The sequence below is a fragment of the Sphaerisporangium sp. NPDC051011 genome, assembly GCF_040653595.1.
In the GTDB taxonomy this organism is placed as follows: Bacteria; Actinomycetota; Actinomycetes; order Streptosporangiales; family Streptosporangiaceae; genus Sphaerisporangium.
Genome location: NZ_JBFAGG010000007.1, coordinates 182,925 through 204,648 on the forward strand (window position 1 = coordinate 182,925; position 21,724 = coordinate 204,648).

Genomic DNA, 21,724 nt, shown 5'->3' on the forward strand with positions numbered 1-21,724 from the left:
GCACCACCTCGTGCGGATGAGATCAGGAGACCCCCCAATGACGTCCGGAAACGGAGCGGACCCAGCGGGCGCGGCGCCCGGCTCGCGCTGGGTCCGGTTCGCGTCCCCGGACGCTCCCACGGCCGCCCCGGAGGCTTCTCCGGTGGCCAAAAACCGGGTGGTGATGCCATGACGGTGCGGCTCCTCACCAACATCGGCCGGCTCTGGACCGGCAACGACGTCTGCAGCAACGCCGCGATCCTCGTGCACAACGACCGGATCGCCTGGGTCGGCAGGGCGGCCGACCTGCCGCAGAGCGTCCCCGGTGTCGTCGACGACATCGTCGACGTCGACCACGTCGAGAACCTCGGCGGCTCCCTCGTGACGCCGGGCCTCATCGACGCGCACACGCATCCGGTGTACGCGGGCAACCGCTACGCCGAGCTGGCCATGCGCTCCGGCGGCTCCACGCCCAGCGCCATCACCGCGGCGGGCGGCGGCATCGGCTCCACCGTCACGGTCACCCGCGGCACCGACCCGTGGACGTTGTGCAACGGCGTGCGCGAGCGCCTGCGCGACTGGCTGCTCAACGGCACCACGACCGTCGAGGCCAAGACCGGCTACCACCTCACCCGCGATGGCGAGCTGGCCGACGTCCGGCTGCTCCGCGAGCTCGAGAAAGAGCCGATGATGCCGCGGGTGCACGTCACGTTCCTCGCCGCCCACGTCGTCCCGCCGGAGTACTTCGGCCGCCAGCGCGACTACGTCGAGGCCGTCGGCTCCTGGTGCGCCGACGCCGCCGCGGCTGGAGCCGACAGCGTCGACGTCTACTGCGACGAAGGTCACTTCACCACCGACGAGGCCCGCTGGGTGCTCGCCTCCGGCCGCAACGTCGGCCTGCTGCCGCGCATCCACGCCGGCGCCCATAAGCGGCGCGGCGCCGTCCAACTCGCCGCCGAGCTCGGCTGCGCCTCGGCCGACCTGCTCTACAACGCCTCCGACGAGGACATCGCCCTGCTCGGGCGGTACGGCGTCCCTGCGGTGGTCTGCCCCGGAACGGCCCTTCAGCAGGGCAACCTGCCGCCGGTCCGCCGCATGCTCGCCCAGGGCGTCACGGTCGCCCTCGGCAGCGACCACAACCCCGGCCACTGCGGCATCACCTCGATGTCGCTGGTCATCAGCCTCGCGGTCGCCGCGTTCGGCATCAGCGTCGGCGACGCCCTGCGGGCCGCCACCCTCGGCGGCGCCACCGTGCTCGGCGCTCCGGACCGCGGCGTCCTCGCCCCGGGCCGCCTCGCCGACATCGTCCAGTGGGACGCCGACCACGAGGGTGCCTTCGCCTGGGGCTTCGGCCTGAAGCCCCGCCGCGTCTGGCGCGGCGGCACCCCCGTCCAGTAACCGTGGGCACCGCCGGCCCTCGGCTCACGGGTGACGCTGCCGATACCTTTTCGTTCGTCCGGTAACCTCGCGGCTCTCGATCAAACCGCTGCTGCACATCTCCGAGGGCACGATCGCCTCCCTGGAGAAGGTACGGCCGGGCGGGCGATCGCCCGGCTGGAGGAACCGGCCGTACGGGCGGCCGGCGACGCGCCGGTCGACGTCGCGGTACACCACCTCGCAGGTTGCGATCACCCCTAGTTCGCCCGAGCCACCCCTAGCACCCCTGCCTATCCCACCATCGACCCCCGACCGCAGCGCCCCGAGAGCCCCCAGACGACGCTTCCTGTACGTACCGGAGCGGAATCGATCAAGACTCTACGAATAGGTCGGGGATAGAAGCCAGACTCCCCCCGAACGCGATGTTATGCACGCTGAGTAACTAATAGTCCCTTATCGGACCGCTTTACCCCTGTCGTGAACATCAAGTGAAGTGTCGAGGTATGTGCCGCACAGGGCGCTGGCCGTCTTGCCCAGCCTTCTAGTGCCGTCATGTGCAGGCCGAGTGCGGTTATCCACAGAACCGCGTTCGGCGCGACGGCTGGCCTGCTCGCCCGAATAACGTCCCGCTCGTGCGAACAGCCAGCAGGCCCTCCGAACGCGAAGCCGGTGAGTCCCGGCTCCGCGCGCTGACCCCTCTCGCCGGGCCATGGCACCCACGTCCGCACGTCAGTGCTGCACGTCCGACATCCGCAGGGGAGGACATGGAACACCCGCCCGGCACACACGACCCACACCACCAGGACACGACTGCGTCCGGCAGATACGTTCCACTACGGCGACCAGGTCCGGGGTCGGCCCATGACAACGCCGCGCCTGTAGACGAGGCCGGTGAGTACGTCCGCGTACGCCGAGCGGACCTGGGGCCGGGCTACGACGATGCCATGCCTGTCGATGAGGGTGGTGAGTACGTTCGCGTACGCAGGGCCGACTTGCGATCCCGCGACAAGTCCCCTTCGACGGCCGATGAGACCGGTGTGTTCGCCCGCGTGCGTCGCGCCGACTCGCGATCAGACGACGAGGACGTGCGGGCGGCCGTCGCGGATCCCTGGAGCGGCGACCGAGAGGAGTCCCGCCATGGGTGGGTCACGGGTGAGCCGGGGGATCTTGACGAGCCCGGCAAGGTGAGGAACGCCGGAGACGCCGGAGACTACGCTCCCTCGGTTCGTCTGCGTTCGGAGCCGCTGCCCTTCCGGTCGTTGCGCACGCGGGTGAGTGACGTCCTGGCCCAGTGCGGGCCACTTCTGGATCCGGGTCGTCCGGGTCTGCGTGTGCTGGTGGTTCTGGGGTTGCTGGCGGCACTCATCGGCGGTATCCAGGTCTGGCGCTCACGCCCGGCCGCCGAACCGGTGAGCCCACCGCTCCCTGCCGCGGCTTCCGAACTCCCCACGGGTGCGTCGAGGCCTCCCACGGGTGCGTCAGGGCTTCCGGCCAGGTCAGGGCTCTCGGCGGGAAGCCCCCAACCCGCACTCTCCGGCGTATCGACCATTCCGTCCCTCGCCGCGCAGGTGATCGTCCATGTCACCGGAAAGGTCAAGAAGCCGGGCATCGTGACGCTCCCGAGCGGGTCGCGGGTCGCCGACGCGGTGAAGGCCGCCGGCGGGGCCCGGTCGGGCGAGACAGGTGCGCTCAATCTCGCCAGAAAGCTCGTCGACGGCGAGCAGATCGTCGTGGGAGCCCCGGCCGGCGCCACGATCGTGACGGCTCCGGCGCCGATTCCCGGTGTGGGCGAGGCGCCGGTCGAAGTGCTCGACCTCAACACCGCCACTCCGAGCCAGTTGGAGACACTTCCCGGCGTCGGCGAAGTCCTCGCCGCCCGCATCGTGGAGTACCGCCAATCCCACGCCGGGTTCCGCAGCGTCGCCCAGCTCCGCGAGGTGACAGGCATCGGCGAGCGAAAGTTCGCCGACCTCCGCGACAAGGTCCGCGTATGAACCCCGACCTCCTGCCGGCGGGGCTGGTGGGCGCTGTTGAAGATCCGGTGCGTCGGCGGGCTGGTAGGTGGTGCTGGGGTTCATGTCGATCGCAAGGACAGACGTCGTGGGGGCGTTCAGGGGTTTCGGTGACTTTGGGGGTTCGGGGAGTGGTGCGGCGTGAGTCGGTGGGCTGAGTTCTTCGCAGTGTCAGGGAGGCGTCTGCGCGTGGGCTCCGCAGAGGCCGGGCAGGAGTCCGACCCTTCCGTGAGCTCAGAACAGGAGGACACAGGACGACGGATCGGCGATTTGCGGCTGGTGGCGCCTGCTCTCGCCGTGTGGGTCACATCGCTCGTTCTTCTGACCTGCTCCGCGCGGACGAGCCTCGTCACGGCGCTGGTCGCGGCAGTGGCCCTGGCCGTGACCGTGGTCATGGCCGGATGTCGGCACAGATCGCTTCGTGTGCTTCCACCCAGAGGCTTTCGCGCACGCCGCCTGAGGCCGGGCGGGTCGCGCGGCCTATCACGGTCCAGCACACCGCGCCGCCAGTCGCAGCGCGGTACGTCGGAACAGATTCCGGATACCTCGAGAAGAACTCCGAATGCGTCCGAACAGACTTTGGACACGTCGGGAACGACTCCGGACACCTCCGGACTCCCTCCGGTCGGCTCCCTCCGGTCGTTCGGAGGGGAGCGGGAGATTGGGAAGGAACGCGAAGCGGAGCGGGAAGCCGGGAGGGAAGAAGTCGGGAGGGACAAGGCCGGGCGGCCTGGTCGCCCGTGCCGGTGGGTCAATGCCTGGGTCGCCGTTTTCGGATGTGTTCTGGCTGCGGCAGCGGCCGTTGGGCTGCGCGTTTACGCGGTCGGCAGTGGGCCGGTGGCCGAACTGGCCGGCAGGCGGGCTCCGGTGACGGTCGAGGTCACGCTCACCGACGATCCGAAGATCCTGACCGGTCGCCGGGGGACGGTCCGGCGCGATCGGGTGATCGTGGAAGCCTCGGTCGAGGTGCTGGAGGATGCTACTGGGGCCACGTTCAGGACGAATACGCCAATCGTCATGTTCGCCAACGGACCAGGATGGAGCACGCTCCTTCCCAGCCAGCGCGTCCGAGTCCAGGGCAGGCTTGGCCCGGCCGAGCCGGGCACTCTCACGGCCGCCGTGCTTCTGGTGGCCACCCCGCCGAAGGTCCTGAGCGGACCGTCCACGCCTCAGCGCCTCGCGGCCGACCTGCGCGCGGGGCTGAGAGAAGCAGCAGGCGTCCTCCCACCGGGCGAACGCGGCCTGCTTCCGGGCTTGGTGGTCGGCGACGTCTCGCTCATGGACGAACAGGTGAAACGCGACCTCACGACGGCGGGACTCAGTCACTTAACGGCGGTTTCCGGCGCGAATTTGGCGGTGATCGCCGGGGCGGTGATCGCGCTGGGCAGGGTGGCCGGGCTGCCGCTCGCCGTCAGGGCGGCTCTCGCCATCGCCGGCATGCTGTGCTTCGCCGTCGTCGCCCGCCCATCGCCCAGCGTCCTGCGCGCTCTGGTCATGGGGTCGGTGGCGGCCGTGGCGCTCGGAACGGGGCGATCGCGGGACGGCCTGGCCGCCCTCTCGGGGACGGTGCTCGTACTCATCCTTTTCGACCCCGTGCTGGCGCGAGAGTACGGCTTCGCATTGTCGGTGTTCGCCACCGGGGGCATCCTGATGCTCGCCCCTCGCTGGCGTGACCGTATGGCGCGGCGAATGCCGTTCGTGGTCGCCGAGGCGGTAGCCGTGTCCTGCGCGGCCCAGGCGGCGGTCACGCCGTTGCTCGTCCTGATGTCCGGCGTGCTCGAGCCGGTGGCGATCCCGGCCAACCTCCTGGCGGGCCCGGCCGTGCCTCCGGCGACGGTTCTGGGCTTCGCGGCCGCGGTGGTGGCGCCGATGAGCGACGCGGCGGCGAGGTGGCTGGTCATGCCCGCCGGATACGCCGTCGGCTGGATCATCTGGGTTGCACGCCAGGCCGCCGGCCTCCCTGCGGCCACGGTGTCCTGGCCGGGAGGAGCGATAGGCCTCCTCCTGCTCGCCGTCACGGCCCTCACGTGCTGGTTCGTCCTCCGACGCGCCGCCTGGCGTCTCGTCGTGTGCGCCGTCGCGGCCGGTGTGCTCGTCGCCGCACTGGTGGTGCGTCCCGTCGTGGCCTCGTGGCCGCCCCGAGGCTGGCTGCTGGTGAGCTGCGATGTCGGTCAGGGGGACGCGCTCGTCCTCGCCGCCGGGGCGGCGCGGGCGGTGGTCATCGACGCGGGCCCCGACCCGGCGCTCGTGGACAGGTGCCTCCGAGACCTGGGCGTCGAACAGGTGCCGTTGCTGATCCTCACGCATCCCCACTTCGATCACGTCGGCGGGCTCGACGGGGTATTCCGGGGACGTCAGGTGGGCGCGGTGCTGGTCAGCCCGGGCGAGCAGCCACGCCAGGAGAGCGCGCGCGTCTCCGCCGACCTGAGAGGCCGACGGGTTCCCGAATGGGTCGCCTCGCCGGGCATGACATGGAGCTTCGGCCCGGTCACGCTGGCCGTCCTCGGCCCGCCGGAGGAAGCGGTCTCGGCCGGGCCGGGGGAGGGGTCGATGGCGAACAATGCGAGCGTCGTCCTGCACGCCCGCTGGGCCGCCGGCTCCGCGTTGCTCTGCGGTGACGTCGAGATCGAGGCCCAGGACGCACTCCTGCGGCAAGGCATCCCGAAGGCCCAGATAATCAAGGTCCCCCACCACGGGTCCGCCAGACAGGCGCCCGCCTTCCTGGCCGCCACGGGAGCCGGTGCCGCCCTGATCAGCGTGGGGAAAGACAACGACTACGGCCATCCCGCGCCCCTGACCCTCACCCGCCTGCGCACCCTCGGCATGCGCATCTACCGCACCGACACCCAAAGCGACCTGGCCATCATCACCGAGAACGGCCACCTGTCCGTCGTCCCTCGCTCCTCCGGCCCCGGCCCACCCTGACTTGGCGATCTTTACGCGTGACAGGCTCGAGACCGGGGCTCGTGGGCAGTGCACTAGGGAGCGACACGGTGAATCGGGCGTTCGTTGCCATGCGGTGGGGGCCCGGTCAACGTGCCTGGACGGTGCGCTGGAACGTGCGTGGGCGGCGGACTACGACGAGGTGCAGGTGACCGTTGACGGGTTGGTGTTGGTCGAGGGGGCATTGGCGAGGAAGCCGAAGGTCGTCGTCGCGTTGGAGGCGAGGGTGCCGTTCCAGTTCAGGTTCGTGACGCTGATGTTGCCGCCGCCGGCGGACAGGGTGCCGTTCCACAGCTGACTGATCGTCTGACCGCTGGGGAAGGTCCACTGGACTCTCCACGCGTTGGTGGTGGAGCTGCCGACGTTCTTCACCGTGACCTCGGCCTGGAAGCTGCCCTGCCACTCGCTGACCACCTTGTAGGTCGCCGTGCAGCCCCTGTCGGTGGTCGGGGTCGGGGTCGGGGTAGGCGTGGGGGTGGGAGTCGGGGTCGGGGTGACGGTGGGGGGTGGGGCGGCGACGGCCAGGTCGTAGGCGCGCTGGGGGACGAACTGGCCGGCAGGGCCGATGCAGCCGTCGGACTCGCCCGGAGGCTTCACCCACAGGTACGCGTCGATCGCCGCGTCGCCGGTGTTGGTCGTGCTCCAGAAGCCGGTCGCGCGACCTGCCGGGTCGCACCACTCGCTGCCGGACGGGCCGTTGCCGTTACGGCTCGTGTCGATCACCGCGTGCAGCCTGGACACGCCGGTCGCGGCGATGATGCTCTTCGCATACGACACCAGGCCGGGGGTCGCGCGGTAGTTGGAGGTGTTGACGGCGATGCCGTCGGCGCTGTTGGCGATGTCCGCGCCGTTCAGCCGGGACGCCGCCTCCGAGGCCGAGAGCCATGCGTCGTGGCCGATGTCGAAGTAGACCTTGACCTGCGGGGACGTCGCCTTGAACTTCTTCCCGGCGTACGCCAGGGAGGCCTTCACCTCGGCCTGCTGGGACGGGTTCATGCAGTTCGTCATGATCGCCAGCGCGTCGGGCTCGAGGATGATCGTCGCCGGGCGGCCGCCGAGGCCGGCCGCGACCTGGTCGATCCAGGCCCGATAGGACGCGTGGTCGGGGGCGCCGCCCGCGCTCGCGCCGCCGCAGTCGCGGTTCGGCATCTCGTAGACCACCACGATCGGGATCTTTCCGGCGGCCGCGGCGCCGCCGACGTACGTGTCGACCTGGGATCGCACCGTCGTGGGGTTGTAGCTGGCGTACCACCGGCCCTGGGGGACCGCGGCGATGCGGTCTTTGATCACGGCGGCGCGGCTGTCGCCGGGGTTGGCGGCCACCCATTTGGCGGCATTGGTCTGCGGATCCACGTAGAAGGCGGAATCGGCGGCCTGGGCGGCGGACGAGACGAAGACGGTCGCCCCTGTCGCGGCCGTGGCGGCCACCATGAGGGCGGCCGCTATGAACGGCCTTTTTCGCAGCATGTTGATACTCCGTCCGAGAGGATGGGAGCGCTCCCACCAATTGCTTGGATCGTAGGTATCCGCCGCCTCTGTCAGAAGTGCCTGAGTCGCCCTAAAGCTTTCTGAAGCCCATAACCGCAGGCGAGGCCCGGTCGGCGACCATCTTGGCGGCTGAAACTTTCAGCCCGGGACGTCTGTGTGCGTGAGTTCGGCACCTCATCCTGTGGTGCATCTGGAGGGTGCGTCGCCCATCAACGCATGGCTGGGAGGTGTCCGCGCCATACCCGGCGCTCCGCCGTGACGCTCCGGGTCTGCCGTGACATTTGGGGCTTTTCGTAACGATTGGCCCCTCCTGGCGCTTGGGCCCGCCGTGACAATCTGCCCTGTCGTGATACTGCGGGCCGCTGTGACTCCGGCCGCCGCAGCACTCGGCCAGTCACGACACCCGGCGCTCCGAGCCGGGAGGGCCTCCGCTGCTCAACCCGGGGTTGGTCGCCGCTGGGGCACGTCGATGGCCGTGCCGCACCGCCGTTCCGGACCAGCCCCCAGAGCTGCTGGATCGGCCGCTGGATGATGACAAAACCTATATGCCTCTTTAACCCCTTTTTCGCACACCAGTCACAGGAGGTTACTGGAAGTCAGATTGCAAGTAACCGGCAATCCAACTGCAGGTATGCTCTGGGAGTCTAGAGCCACGAGAACGAAACAGGAGGTGAAACCCACTATGACGACCAACCCGCGGCGCCACGACTGCCCTCGCTGCGGGGCGACCCTCGACGACGGCCCCGTCCTCTTCCGCTGCGCCGAGTGCTGCCGTTCCGTCTACGCCGCCGACCTGGACACCGAGTTCCACGCCCGGCGCCCCGTCACCGCCACGCGCTGACGCCGATCGACACCTCTTGCGCCGCCCTGAACGCCTAGACGGTTCGGACGGACGCACCGCTCACCGATTGGACGGTTCGAGCGGACATCACCCATCGCTCACCGAACGCGAGCCGCCGCCCATGGCAAAGCGGGCGCGCCCATCGCCGCTGAGCGGACGTACAGCACCTTGTGGCCGGCCGACGCGCCCCGCCACGGATCCGCAGGTACCCAGCACCCGGCACTGAGCGGGCGCGCGCCCTCAGTCGAGCGGCCGGCGCACGCCTTCCGTCGCCCAGCGGCCGTACGTCCTCAGTCGCTCGGCGAGTGCCACGGTCCACCGCCGGCAGGGGTCCATCACGTCCTGCTCCGCAGCCAACGCGTCGTCGCCCCCGCAGGCGGACCTGCTCGATCCGCCCGCTGAGCGTCCGCGAAATGTCCACCGCTTTGTGTGTTGTCGGTCAGTGTGGTCCGAGGGCTCGCGAGCAGGGTGGGGTTGGGGGAGCGCGGCGGGGCCTTCGGGGTGGGTTGTCGTTTGGGGGCGCAGGCGTGGCATGCTGCTCGCATGGCGACCGACCCAGCCCCTGTGACGCTCGTGATCGGTGATGAGGAACTGCTGGCCGATCGCGCGGTGAGTGAGGTGATCGCGGCGGCGCGCGCGTCCGATCCGGAGACCAAGGTGCAGGACCTGTTCGGCGCCAAAGTGGAGCCGGGCGAGCTGACCCGTCTGACGTCGCCGTCGCTGTTCGGTGATCGCGCGGTCGTGGTGTTCCGCTCCGCGCAGGATCTCGGCAAGGACGTCGTGGCCGAGCTGGTCGCCTATACCAAGACGCCGTCGGAGGACGCCGTCGTGGTCCTCGTGCACCCCGGCGGCGTCAAGGGCAAGGCGCTGGTGGACGGCGTCAAGAAGGCCGGCGCCGCGGTCGTGACGGTCGCCAAGCTGACCAAGATGGGCGAGCGCCTGGACTTCATCAAGCGCGAGATGCGGGCCCATGGCCGATCGATCGGCGGGGACGCGGCGCAGGCTCTGCTGGACGCCGTGGGCAACGATCTTCGTGAACTTGCCGCGGCGTGCGGCCAGCTCGCGTTCGACACCCCGGGCAAGGCGGTCGACGAGGCCGCGGTCGCCCGCTACTACCGGGGGCGCGCGGAGGTCAACGGTTTCGCGGTCGCCGACAGCGCGGTGGAGGGGCGGCTCGCCGAGGCGTTGGAACAGCTCCGGTGGGCGTTGTCGACGGGCGTCGCGCCCGTGCTGATCGTCAGCGCGCTCGCGGGCGGCGTCCGGTCGCTGGCCAAGGTCGGCAGCGCGCCCCGCGGCCTGCGCGGCGGCCGTCTGGCGAGCCATGTCGGCATGCCCCCATGGAAGGTCGACCGCGTGTCGCGCCAGCTCAATGGCTGGGGGCCCGAGGGCATCGCCCGTGCCATGCAGGCCGTCGCGGTGGCCGACGAGCAGGTCAAGGGCGGCGGCACCGACCCCGCGTACGCCCTGGAGCGCACGGTCCAGGTGATCGTCGCGAACCGCACCGGCCGCTGAGCCCCGTTCGCCTACTGGAGCTCCGGGTGTGGGTTGATCCGTACCGTTGTGGTCGATGTCGGCACGATTGCGAGCGGGCGCGATCACCGATGCCATCGGCACCCCTCTTGCCGTGATCGTTAACGGTGCGAACCCGCAACGACGTCGCCCAGCTTCTGCCGTTGCCGAGGCCATCCCCGAGGTGCGCGGCAAGGCGGCCGGCCCCGTTAATGCCCCGCCATGGTGCTCGCCGACCGCGACGCGCCCATGACCACGGCCACGGCGGTACCTTCGCATGGTTCGTGAGGTGCAGGTCTGGCCAGTGATCGGCTGTTGCGGCACCGGACACGGCTCTGGTCTGGGCCGGCAGCGCTGGGTGGTTGAGCGGGATTTCGTCCTTTTCATGCCTTCTGTTGGCTGTGGCCGGCAGGGCCACACCTGAGGGCTCGCCGGGACGCCGCCGGGGCCGGACGCGCTTGCCGCGCACCGATTCGGGCGTGTCTCAGCCCTGGTGGGGGCTGAGTCCCGCTACGGCCAGGTCGAGTAGGCGGTTCGCCTTGGCGGCGGGGTTCGGGTGGTGTTCCGTGGCCAGGGCGATGCCGGTGATCAGGGTGAGCAGGTCGGTGATGGTCACGCCCGGTGCCAGCGCGCCGTCGTTCGCGGCGCGGCGCGCCAGTGGGTCGCCCGCCTCGGTGAGCTGCGCCGAGGCGCAGTTCTCGGGCGCCGCGTCGGGGTCGTTCGCCCGGTCGCGGGTCAGGGCGATGGCCAGCCCGCGGATGGTCGAGGCGTCCGCGGTGACGGCGCTCAGCCATTCCAGCAGCGCGGCACGGGTGTCGGATCTGCCGGTCAGGTCGCGGGCGTGGGCGCACAGGGTCTCGACACGTTCGCGGAAGACCGCCTCCAGGAGTGCCTGGCGGCTGGGGAAGTGCCTGCGGACGGTGGCGGATCCGACTCCGGCGGTGCGGGCGATCTGCTCCAGGGACGCGTCGGCGCCGTGCGCGGCGATCGCCTCCTCGGCCACGGCGAGCAGGCGTGCGTAGTTGCGCCGGGCGTCCGCGCGCTGGACGGGCATGACGTCACCTCAGAGTTGCTAACCGGCGGGGTCCGCCGTATCTTACCTAAAACATAAACGGCGGGGTCCGCCGGTTACTGACCCAGCCCCACATACGACCGCGCCCCACAGGAGAGGCCCATGTCCACCGATATGTCCACCGATTCCGCACCCGTCCTGGTCACCGGTGCCACCGGACAGCAGGGTGGCGCCACCGCACGCGCCCTGCTCGCGGTCGGCGTTCCCGTCCGGGCGCTGGTGCGCGACCCCGCGACCGGCCGAGCGCGGGCGATCGAAGCGCTCGGCGCCGAACTGGTCACCGGCGACCTCCACGACCGCGACTCCGTGATCCGGGCCGCGGACGGAGCGCGAGCCGTCTTCTCGGTGCAGATGCCCCCGATGAAGGAGGGCGCTTTCGACTTCGAAGGCGAACTGACCCAGGCCGTCAACCTGGTCGAAGGCGCCCTGGCCGCGAACGTGCCGCACTTCGTGCACACCTCCGTCTCGGGGGCGGGGCGGCACATCGAGGCCCCTGGCTGGGCTGACGGCCGCTGGGCGTCGATGGAGCCCGTCTACGCCGCCAAGGTCGGCGCCCAGGACCGCGTGCGTGCGGCGGGCTTCACGCACTGGACGATCATCAAGCCGGGCTTCTTCATGGAGAACTTCCTCCCGTCCGTGGCATACCTGTTCCCCCGCGGCGTCGAGGGTGGCCTGGTGACCGTGCTGAAGCCCGGCACCCGGCTCTCCCTCGTCGCGGTCGACGACATTGGCACGGCGGCCGCCGCGGCCATCGCCGCACCGGAGCGGTTCCACGGGGTCGAGCTGGAATTGGCGGGCGACTACCTGGCGATGACGGAGATCGCCGAGGTCCTCTCCCGCGCTCTGGGCACCGGGCTGGCCGCGCCCGACATGACCATGGAGGAGGCGGTCGCCGCGGGAATGCCAGGGCCGGGCGTCAGGTCCCACGAGTTCATCGACGTGGTCGGTCAACCCGCCCGCCCGGAGTTCGCGCGGGCCCTTGGCATCCCGCTCACGACCTTCGAGAAATGGGCGCATGAGCACCTCCGGGCCACGGCCTGACACCGCCCGGGGACGTGCACTCCTGGTTCGTCGCGCGGCCAGGGCCAGGCGTAGGCGGAGCGGACCCCCAAGAGTGGACCCCCGGAGCGGGGGTGACGGGCAGGGGTTATGCGGCCGTAGGGGCCGGGGCCGGCCGGGTGGTCGTCGTGGTCAGGGTGCCGTCGTGGAGTTCGAGGACGGTGTCGGCCAGGGAGATCAGGTTGGGGTCGTGGGTGGCGACCAGTGCGGTGACGCCTTCGCTGCGGACGACCGCGCGGATCAGTTCCATGATCTGCCGTCCGGTGCCCGAGTCGAGCTGCCCGGTCGGTTCGTCGGCGATCAGCAGCCGGGGCCGGTTGGCGAGGGCCCGGGCCACCGCGACGCGCTGCTGCTGACCTCCCGACAGCTCGTAAGGGCGCTGATTGACGTGCTTCTCCAGCCCGACCATGGCCAGGAGCATGTGGATGCGCTCCTCGCGCTCGCCTGCGGGGGTACGGGTGAGTCGCATGGGAACGCCGACGTTCTCGGCCGCCGAGAGCACGGGGATGAGGCCGAACGACTGGAAGATGAACCCGATGACGTCCCGCCGCAGCTCCAGCAGCCCGGCCTCCGCCAGTTCGGTCACCACGTGGCCGTCCACGAGCACCCGCCCGGCGTCCGGACGGTCCAGGCCGCCGATCTGGTTGAGCAGGGTGGTCTTGCCGGACCCCGAGCGTCCCCTGATCGCGACCAGTTGCCCGGGGTAGGCCTCGAAGGAGACGTCGCGCAGGGCCACGACCTCCTTGGGTCCGGTGCGGTACACCTTCCGAAGCCCTTCGACCACGACCAGCGGCTCGCCCGTGAAGGCGGCGCCGGCGGCTTCCGGCTCGCCGGTGAAGGCGACCGCATCCGCCTCCCTGGCGCCGGTCCGGTCCGGCACGTGACGCTCGTCGAGCCCCTCCGAACGCGCCCGGGAGTCGCGCTCGTACGGCGCGGAGCGGGGACCGTCCTCATGCCGCGTGTCGCGGGGTTCATGCGTGTCGCGCGCGTTCAGTGGGGCTTGGCCGGTTTCGTGGTTGTTCACTCCGTGTCCTCCGACGAGAGTGGCTTGTCCGGCCATACGCCGATATGGTCGCGCTCCAGCTCCAGCCGGACGCGCCGTTCCATGTTGAGCGCGCTGGTGAAGTCCCGGGGAAGCTGCAGGCGGCCCACGCGGTCGAGGACGGCGTACTCTTCGGCGATGATCCCGCCGTCGGTGCCCTCGCGGCGCAGCGTCTCGCTGCTCGTACGCCCGTCGCGGATCCCGATCGTCCGGTCCACCTGCTCCGACACCAGCGGGTCGTGCGTGACGACCACGGCCGTGACGCCGAGCTCGCGGTTGGCGCGGCGCAGCGCGGCGAAGACCTGCTCGGAGTTCTCGCTGTCCAGCTCACCGGTCGGCTCGTCGGCGAGGACGACCTCCGGGGAGTTGGCGAGCGCGACGGCGATGGCGACGCGCTGCTGCTCACCGCCGGACATCTGGTCGGGCCTGCGGTCGGCGCAGTAGGCCACGCCGAGCAGCTCCAGCAGTTCGTCGGCGTCGGCCGCCTTGTCGCGGTTGCCGGCGAGCTTGACGGGCAGCCGGACGTTCTCGCGGGCGGTGAGGTACGGCAGCAGGTTGCGCGCGGTCTGCTGCCAGATGAACCCGACGACCTCCCGCCGGTAGCGCAGCCGGTCCTTGGCGGTCATGGACAGCAGGTCGGTGCCGGCCACGCGGGCGAGCCCGGCGGTCGGCACGTCCAGCCCCGACAGCACGTTGAGCAGCGTGGACTTGCCCGACCCCGAGGCGCCGACGATGGCGATCAGCTCGCCCTTGTCGATCAGCAGGTCGAGCCCCTGGAGGGCGACGACCTCGACGCCCTCGGTCTTGTAGATGCGAACGAGGTTGTCGCACAGGATGTGCGCGTGCTCGCCGAAGACGGGCTGGCCCTTGCCGGCGCGCGCCTCCAGTTCCGAGAGCGTCGGTGTGTTCACTGTCGGCGTGTTCACGTGGTCACCCACTCGTTCACTAGTCACCCACTCGCAGGATCGAGCCGAGGGATCGGCGGCGGCCGGACACGGCATGGACGAACGCGCCGGCCAGGGCCACGGCGGCGAGGCCGGCGGCCAGCAGGATCGGCGTGGTCGGGTCGAGGTGGTACTCGCCGATGGCGATGGCACCGGCGTACGCGCGCAGGTCGATGCCGGGGCCGAGGGCCGAGGGGAGGGCGAGGCCGAGGACGAGCCCGGCGCACGCGGTGATCAGGATCAGGGGGGCGATCTCCAGGACGGTCAGGTTGGCGGCCTGGCGTTCGGACAGGCCGAGCGTCCGCAGGTAGGACAGCGCCCGGGTGCGCTCGGTGGCGCCGACGACCAGCGCGATGATCACGGTGAGCAGCGCGTACACGGCCATCGCGATCGTGACGACCAGGAAGCTGGTCTTGATCGTGCCGGTCAGCGGGGTCTTGGTGACGTGGTCCAGGGCCCGTTCGAGCGTCTCGACGAAGATCTCCGGGACGTTCCCCGTCGTGTTGAGCAGCGCGGTCGCGTCGATCCCGCCGCCGCCTGGTTTGTCCGCGCCGAGCAGCAGCATGTTCGTATAGGTACGCGCCCCGGCCCGCTTCGAGGCGTCGTACGGGACGATGATCACGTTGCGCTCGGCGAAGCTGATGCCGGGCAGCCCTCCAGTGATCACGCCCTTCTTGACGATCTTCATCCGGACGTGCCAGCCGATCTCGAACGTGCTCAGGTTGGCGAGGTCGGGGGAGACCAGCGCGGGGATGGGCGCCCCGGCCCCGCCCGCGCCGTCGTCGTCCAGGTGGGGCACGGTGAGCGGGCTGTCCGTGACGATCTCGCGGTAGGCGTCGAGGTCCACGGCGACGACGGTCGCGGTCCGCCCGCCGAACCCGATCTGCGCCATGCCCTTGTCGGCCGGCACCACGGCCCGCACGCCCGGGGTGCGGCGCACCTGCTCGATCACCTTCGCGGGCAGCTCGGCCGCGCTCTCGACCCGGGCGTCCGCGCCCGAGGACCGCCAGGCGGCGAGCCGCTGCGTGGTGTCCAGCGTCCCGCCGACCACGGCCCCGTACACCGACACGGCGAGCGCGGGCAGCAGGATCACGACGGGCAGCGCGGTCACCGATCGGGCGCGGGCCGCCAGCGTGAGCCCGACGAACGGGACGGCGGGCCGCGCCCGGGCAGCCAGCCACACCACGGCGCGCAGCGGATACGGGTAGCAGCGCAGCGTTAAGAGCGCCGCGGCGAGGGTGAGCGCGGCGGGTACCAGCATCAGGAACGGGTCGGCCCCGAGCGCGTCCAGCTCGGTGGTCAGGCCGCGGGTGCGCAGCAGGTAGGCCCCCACCAGCGCGAGGACCACGATCAGCAGTTCGAGCATCGTCCTGCGCGGCGACCGGCGGCGGGCGACGATGTCCTCGCGGCGCTCCCGCAGCGGCGTGCGGTGGGCGAGGGCGACGCGGACCGCCGCGAACCCGACGGCGAAGGAGCCGATGAGCAGCGGGCCGAGGTGGACGATCGGCGTCACCGGGCCCGGCAGCAGGTACGACAGCCCGTAGCCGGCGATGATCGCCGGGAAGGTGGCGAGCGCGACCGTCCCCGCCGCCGTCCGCACGACCTGCCCGAGCGAGGCGCCGCGGGCCCGCATCAGGGACAGGGAGGTGCCCATGCGCTCGGTCAGCAACTGGACGGACAGCGCCATGACCCCGGCCGCGACGACCAGCAGCCCGCCCATGACGAGGAACATCAGCGTCTGCGCGGTGGCGAGCCGCCGGAGGTAGTCGCGCAGCAACTCGCGCAGCCCGGTGTCGAGCTGGAACGGCGCGAACCCGGCGACCTGCGCGTAGCTGTTGATGGACCGGCCGACCAGGCCGCGGATGGCCTGCTCGTACTCGTCCGCGCCCGTGATCAGCTCCGGCGCGTTGCGGGCGTTGAGGGCGGAGGGGGACAGGCCGATGATCCAGTTGTACCGGAGGTCGCGGTCGCTGCTGCTGAGCCGTTCCACCGAGCTGATGTCGACGAGCGCGGTGATGTGGTGTTCCTCGACGTCCGACCCGGCCACGCGCCGGACGGTGACCTGCACCGCGTCGAGGTTGTGGTCCCAGTACCGGTCGGTCGGCACCACCGGCTCGAACAGCGCGGTGACGCGGGCGAGCGAGGGATGGCTGTTGCCCAGGATCAGCGTGGTGCCCACGGGGATGCGCATCATCGTGGACGCGCGCTTGGCCAGGGCGATGTCGAACCGCGGGACGTCGACCAGGTCGGGGTGGCCGGGGACGGACGCGACCGTCTGCGGCGGCCCGGGCGGCGTGCCCTCGACGTACCGGATGCGACGATCGGCGCCGGACACCCAGCCCAGGTCGACGAACTGCAGCGGAACCGGGTCGGACCCGATGCGCCCGGCGACCGGCGTCCCGACCGTCTTCGCCGAGTAGTGGCTGTCGTTGCCGGGGCTCGAGTCGAGGACGGGCGCGAGCGACGGGGGGATGATCGCGCGCCACTGCGCGTCCCTGCCGCGGAAGTCGCTCTCGCGCGCGAGGTCCTGGCTGTGCATGCGCGGCATCAGCCGGATGGCGAGGTCGGTCTGGTTCGCGGAGGCGTCGTCGACGACGAGGTGCAGCGCGTCGTCGTACGCCAGCTCGAACCCGCGCGGCAGACCCGCGACGAGGAGCGCGGTGCCCAGGGACAGCAGCGCCAGCACGGCCGCCGCGCCCCGGTAGACCCTGAGCGGGAGCAGTGGGCTCATCGATCCTCCCCGATGCGTAGGGCGCGGCCGAGGCCCTGGCGGCGCAGCGACCGGGCGAGGCCGGCGACGATCCCGAACAGGACGGCGCCGAGCGCGACCAGCATCGCCAGCGTCGCCGGCCAGGGGATGTCCAGCAGAACGCCCGGGGTGACGGCCGCCGCCTGGCCGGTCAGCACGATGTGCGGGACGACCAGCGCCGCGACGCCAGCGGCCAGCAGCGTGCCGCCGACCAGCGACAACCCGATGAGGAACGCCTGCTCGACGGCCAGCAGGCCGAAGATCTGCCGGAAGCTCAGGCCGAGCGCCCGCAGGATGGCGAACTCGGAGATCCGCTCCCGCGCCGCCACGGCCGCGTTCACCAGGAAGCCGAGCGCGGCGAAGATCAGCGCGGCGACGAAGCCCAGGATCAGCGCGCCCTGGAGCCCGCTGGCGAGCGGATCGTCCCGGAACCGCCTGGTCAGTGAGTCCAGGTCCACGATGGTCTGGTCCCACTCCGGGTGGCGGGAGAGCAGGGTCACGGCCGCCGACGGGTCGCCGTCGCGGGCCGACATCCACCACTCGCCGGGGGTGCGGGGCTCGCGCGCCGAGGCGAGGTCGCGGGCGAGCAGGCTGGGCAGGTCGGCGAGGACGGCGGGCGCTCCGGGCGCGGTTCCGGGCATGGCCTGGACGATCGCGGCGACGGCGACCGTGACGGGCTGCCCGTCCAGCGTCAGCACCCCGGTCTTGCCCGCGGCCAGCTTCTCTTTGGCGGCGATGTCGGCGGTGACCACCACCGGCAGCGGCTTGAAGACGGACGCGGCGTGCGCGGGGGACGGTTCGTCCGTGGCGGTGACCGGCTGGAACAGGTCACGGTTGGCGACCCCCGCCGGCGCCGCGACCAGGGCCATGAACTTCTGGTCCACCGCGGGGGCCTGGGCCGGGGGTTTCGGCACCGTCAGCGTGAAGAGCGTGGCGCCGCCCGTGGTGACCTGTTCGCCCGTGGCGTCCTCGCCGCGCACGGTGTGGCCCCACTGGACGCCGCGGGGCATCGCCACCCGCGCGCCGGTGTCGGTGACCGGCGGCGCGACGGCGAGCGTGAAGCCGTCCTGGACGGCCAGCGGCACGCGCAACACGAAGCCCCGGATCGCCAGCGGGTGGCTCAGCTTGCCGGACCGGCCCGCGAGCGCGCTCAGGTCCGCGGTGACCGGGTGCGGGCGCCCGTCCGGGACGAGCGGCGCCAGCGTCACCTGGCGCTGAGCGCCGAGCGCGTCCGACACGACCATGCCGAGGTGGAACTCGTCCCCCGGCTGGAGGGTCGTGCCGCCGCCGAGGCTCAGCGTCGCGTCCATGGTCAGCTTGGCCGGGGTGCCGGGTAGCGGGACGGCGCGCACGTCCGGGCGGCCGGCCGCCACCCGCCCCGCCAGCGTGGCCAGCGGGTCGGTGGTCAGATCAGGACGGAGCATGAGCAGCGTGGACAGTTTGCTCGCGTCGGCGGCCAGCAGCGTGCCGGTGCCGCCCGAGAACGTCGCCGAGCCGCGGTACACGGGGCTGATCGCGGTGACCCCCGGCAGGGCGGCGTACGTCGCGCCCCGGCCGAGCGGGCCCAGCTCGCCGGACTCCACCGGCCCGGACACCCGCAGGTCGGCCGCCGCCTGGTGGCGGGCCTGGTCGACCTGCGACGCGCGCCACGTCGCCGCCGTGGCCATCGAGACCACGCCGATGGCCACCGCCATCGTGAGCAGCAGGGCGGGCCCGGAGTAACGCATCGGACGGCGGCTGACCTGCCAGGCTCCGAGCGCGGGGGCGAGGCCGGGCCTGCGCGAGGTGTACCGCTCGGCGATGCGCGAGACGCGCGGCACCAGCCGCAGGCCGAGCATGCCGCCGCACAGCAGAGCCAGCGCCGGGCCGGTGACGATGAGCGGGTCGATGCCGAGGTCGCCGCCCGCCGTGGCGGTCACCGGGGCGCCGTAGTGCTGGAGCTGCCAGATCGCCAGCGCCGCCACCACCAGCAGCCCGACGTCGCCGCCGGCCCGTTGCAGCAGGCCCTGCTTCTCGCCCCGGCCGCGCGCCGACTGTTCTTCGACGTACGTCCTGCGCCCGCCGCGCAGCGCCGGGAGCGCCAGCAGCACGGCGCAGGCCAGCGCCACCGAACCGGACACGGCGAAGGTCGTGAGGCCGGGCTCGGGCGCGATGCGGACCCCGGCGGCCTGGATCCAGGGCAGCGCGTTGATCAGCGACAGCAGGGGAGGGGCCAGGAACGGCGCGACCAGCGCGCACGGCACGGCCACCAGCAGCGCCTCGGCCGCCGTCAGCAACGCCAGCCGCAGGCTGCCCGCGCCGCGCGAGCGCAGCAGCGCGACCTCCATGCGGCGGTGGTCGGCCAGCAGACGCGCGGTGAGGATCAGCGCGTACGCGGCGAGCAGCAGCAGTTGCAGCACCGGGACCAGCATGGTCGACTGGGCGACCAGCGCCGCCTGGTCGAGCTGGGTCAGCATGTCCGGCAGGCGGCTGAAGGTGCCGCACGACGGGCAGTCGCGCTTCAGATCGTCCCCGAGGGCGGCCACCGACGCGGCGAACGGGCGCAGGCCCTCCTGCCGCAGGTCGCGAAGATCGGGGACGGACGTCCAGCTCACCGTGACGCTCGACGACGCGAAGCGGGCGAGGAACGTCTCCTTCGGCACCATCAGCGGGCCGTAGGTCGTGTAGTCGCCGCGCTCCGCGCCCCGGCGCAGCAGCTCTTCGCCCTCCCAGCGGTCGGCGTACGGGTCGTCGAGCTGGAAGATCCCGGTGAGGACGGCCTGGACGGGCTTGTGGTCGAGGCGTCCGATCATGGTGAACGGCCGGTCCGGGGTGAGGCCCATCGTCTGCGCGACGGCCTGGGACGCGGCGAACTCCACCGTCCCTGTCGTCGCCGCCTGGGGCCACCGGCCGGTGACGAGATGCGCCTGGCCGTCCAGCCCCTCGTAGGCGCCGAAGCGGGTCAGCTCGGGATGGCCCAGCCGCTCCTGCCCGGGCAGCGCGTAGGAGTCCGAACGGGCGCTCAGCGTCACCGTGTTCGGCACGACCTGGCCGCCGCTCTTCCCGAGCGCGTCGAGCCTGGTCAGGACCGCCTTCTCGATGCCGCCGAAGGTGTCCTTCTGGACGGGGACGGTGATCTTCGTGGCGGTGGTCGAGGTGGGCGCGGTCTCCATCGCCCGCCGCACGCCGACGTCCGCGACCGAGGACGCGTACATCGTGAGCGCGACGAGCGTGGTGGTCGCGAGGAGGATGGACCCGAACGCGGCGAGCAGCAGAAGCGGCTCATTGAACGCGCGCCGCAGCACCAGAGGTGTCCGCCCCCGCATGGATCGCCTCCCCGCCGCCGCATTCCCGTTTCGGCCACCTTAGTTATCGGCACCGACAAAAGAAGGGCTCGGGAATCACGGTGATACAGCCGATACGCAGCGGAAACTGGCATGTGATATCGAAATCGTGACATTTCCAATCTCGCTCCTAATGGCGGGTTCGCGCGGGCACGGCGGTGCGGGTCTCGTCCGGGACTGTCGGCGGCGCACTCAGCTCAGCGGGCATCGGGAGGGAGATCGTCGCGCGGCCCACGGGCGCTCGGGCCGGGGACGGGCTGTGCGGACGGCTCCTCGCGGGTGAGGAGGGTTAGCCAGTGGATCACCTCGGAGATCTGGGCGATCGGGAACTGGAAGATCGGGCGATCGTCGGACGGGGTGACCAGGAAGGCCGTGCCCCAGAACCTGACCCGCACGGTGACCTTGGCCCGGCCCTTCCCATCCGCGTCGTACACGATCAGCTCGGTGGGGGAGTACGCGCGGCTGGGCGGGATGGTCTGGGTGCCGATGGCGAGCCGCATCCGCTTGTAGATGCGGCTTCGGACGCTGTCGCCCGCCAGGTGGCGGTGCAGGACGGCGAGCAGCTCGGCGTCCTCGTCCGCGCGCTTCTCCGAGACGGCGTCATGGGTGTTCATCGATGTCGGCCCATTCTTGGTCGGTGAGAGGGGATAATCCGAGTGCCTCGGCCGTTTCACTGAGTTCCCGGCGGCCGATCCCTTTGGCGCGCATCGCGCGTACGGCGCGCCTCCACGCCTGCTCGAATTCCGCAGACGGGCGTGCCCTTTCGGGAGACGCGGCTCGGCCGCGAATGGCGGGTTCTCGGGACGGACGGCGTACGGTCCGGCGGAAAGGCGTGGAAGGCGTGGTGCAAAGGCGCATCACGCGGGTCCGGCGACGCCCTGATTCCAGGGTACGGTCGCGCTCGGGGGAGCGGCCGTGCTCAGGTGAGCGAACGCGTTCGGGGGAACGGAGCCGCTCAGTCGCGGCGGAAACTGCCAGCCGTCCCGGACCGTGGAAAGCATGTGGATGATCGCCGCCGAGAGCGGGTGGTCGTGGAAGGTCTCCGCGAATCGGCAGGCCACCCGGCGTGCCACGGACACCGGATCCAGCACCGGGCCCCAGGCGTAGAGCTTGCGTCCAGGGGAGGAGTACCGCCCGGACCACCACCAGTACCCGAGTTCACCGTCCGTCCATACGATCAGGTCGGCCCACACCGATATCAGCGCGACGCCCTTCCCCACATTGATGTCCGTGGAGATATGAAAGAAGGCCAGCTTCCGCTGTAGCGTTTCCGCCGCTTCAAAAGCGATATCGACGCTTTCGGTGGGATGTCCGGATTTTCGGGCTTGCGTGATGGTCTTGGATGCGATTGCCTGTGGCATGCGGGACACCATTTCCTTCCTGGTT

14 protein-coding genes are annotated in these 21,724 nt (G+C 71.3%); 6 read left to right on the forward strand and 8 right to left on the reverse strand.

Features of this window, described 5'->3' with window-relative positions:
• Nucleotides 1-168: 168 nt before the first annotated feature.
• From AB0H21_RS18195 to AB0H21_RS18205, 3 genes are all read left to right on the forward strand, one after another.
• Nucleotides 169-1,377 carry an amidohydrolase family protein gene (locus tag AB0H21_RS18195; protein ID WP_358517580.1) on the forward strand — a complete coding sequence of 403 codons (1,209 nt, stop codon included), beginning with the start codon at nt 169-171 and terminating at the stop codon, nt 1,375-1,377.
• Nucleotides 1,378-2,300: 923 nt separating this feature from the next.
• Nucleotides 2,301-3,350 (forward strand): ComEA family DNA-binding protein, encoded by a 1,050-nt coding sequence (locus tag AB0H21_RS18200; protein ID WP_358517581.1) that lies wholly within the window; start codon nt 2,301-2,303, stop codon nt 3,348-3,350.
• 855 nt (nt 3,351-4,205) lie between these two features.
• On the forward strand, nt 4,206-6,293 hold the full coding sequence (locus tag AB0H21_RS18205; protein ID WP_358517582.1) for a ComEC/Rec2 family competence protein: 2,088 nt from the start codon (nt 4,206-4,208) through the stop codon (nt 6,291-6,293).
• A gap of 150 nt (nt 6,294-6,443) precedes the next feature.
• On the opposite strand, the gene AB0H21_RS18210 is transcribed toward AB0H21_RS18205, so the two are convergent.
• Complete coding sequence (locus AB0H21_RS18210; protein WP_358517583.1) at nt 6,444-7,778, reverse strand: glycoside hydrolase family 6 protein; 1,335 nt, start codon at nt 7,776-7,778, stop codon at nt 6,444-6,446.
• A gap of 703 nt (nt 7,779-8,481) precedes the next feature.
• On the opposite strand from AB0H21_RS18210, the gene AB0H21_RS18215 reads away from it, so the two are divergent.
• Both AB0H21_RS18215 and holA read left to right on the forward strand, forming a co-directional pair.
• On the forward strand, nt 8,482-8,640 hold the full coding sequence (locus AB0H21_RS18215) for a hypothetical protein (RefSeq protein ID WP_358517584.1): 159 nt from the start codon (nt 8,482-8,484) through the stop codon (nt 8,638-8,640).
• Between the two features lie 543 nt (nt 8,641-9,183).
• On the forward strand, nt 9,184-10,152 hold the full coding sequence (holA, locus tag AB0H21_RS18220) for a DNA polymerase III subunit delta (RefSeq protein WP_358517585.1): 969 nt from the start codon (nt 9,184-9,186) through the stop codon (nt 10,150-10,152).
• Nucleotides 10,153-10,633: 481 nt separating this feature from the next.
• On the opposite strand, the gene AB0H21_RS18225 is transcribed toward holA, so the two are convergent.
• The gene (locus tag AB0H21_RS18225; protein WP_358517586.1) at nt 10,634-11,203 is read right to left on the reverse strand and encodes a TetR/AcrR family transcriptional regulator; all 570 of its coding nucleotides are present in this window, start codon (nt 11,201-11,203) and stop codon (nt 10,634-10,636) included.
• 120 nt (nt 11,204-11,323) lie between these two features.
• On the opposite strand from AB0H21_RS18225, the gene AB0H21_RS18230 reads away from it, so the two are divergent.
• Nucleotides 11,324-12,262: an NmrA family NAD(P)-binding protein gene (locus AB0H21_RS18230; protein WP_358517587.1), complete on the forward strand. Its 939-nt coding sequence runs from the start codon at nt 11,324-11,326 to the stop codon at nt 12,260-12,262.
• A gap of 106 nt (nt 12,263-12,368) precedes the next feature.
• Here AB0H21_RS18230 and AB0H21_RS18235 read toward each other — a convergent pair whose 3' ends face one another.
• From AB0H21_RS18235 to AB0H21_RS18260, 6 genes are all read right to left on the reverse strand, one after another.
• Complete coding sequence (locus tag AB0H21_RS18235) at nt 12,369-13,304, reverse strand: ABC transporter ATP-binding protein (RefSeq protein ID WP_358517588.1); 936 nt, start codon at nt 13,302-13,304, stop codon at nt 12,369-12,371.
• A complete protein-coding gene (locus AB0H21_RS18240; protein WP_358517589.1) occupies nt 13,301-14,248 on the reverse strand; it encodes an ABC transporter ATP-binding protein in 948 nt (315 codons plus the stop codon). The genes AB0H21_RS18235 and AB0H21_RS18240 overlap by 4 nt, the downstream gene beginning before the upstream one ends.
• A gap of 19 nt (nt 14,249-14,267) precedes the next feature.
• Nucleotides 14,268-16,997, reverse strand: coding sequence for an FtsX-like permease family protein (locus tag AB0H21_RS18245; protein WP_358517590.1), 2,730 nt, complete (start codon nt 16,995-16,997; stop codon nt 14,268-14,270).
• The gene (locus AB0H21_RS18250) at nt 16,994-20,320 is read right to left on the reverse strand and encodes an FtsX-like permease family protein (protein ID WP_358517591.1); all 3,327 of its coding nucleotides are present in this window, start codon (nt 20,318-20,320) and stop codon (nt 16,994-16,996) included. Before AB0H21_RS18250 ends, AB0H21_RS18245 begins: the two co-directional genes overlap by 4 nt.
• Before the next feature lie 215 nt (nt 20,321-20,535).
• The gene (locus AB0H21_RS18255; protein WP_358517592.1) at nt 20,536-20,952 is read right to left on the reverse strand and encodes a hypothetical protein; all 417 of its coding nucleotides are present in this window, start codon (nt 20,950-20,952) and stop codon (nt 20,536-20,538) included.
• A 243-nt stretch (nt 20,953-21,195) separates the two neighbouring features.
• A complete protein-coding gene (locus AB0H21_RS18260) occupies nt 21,196-21,699 on the reverse strand; it encodes a hypothetical protein (RefSeq protein ID WP_358517593.1) in 504 nt (167 codons plus the stop codon).
• Between the last annotated feature and the right edge of the window lie 25 nt (nt 21,700-21,724).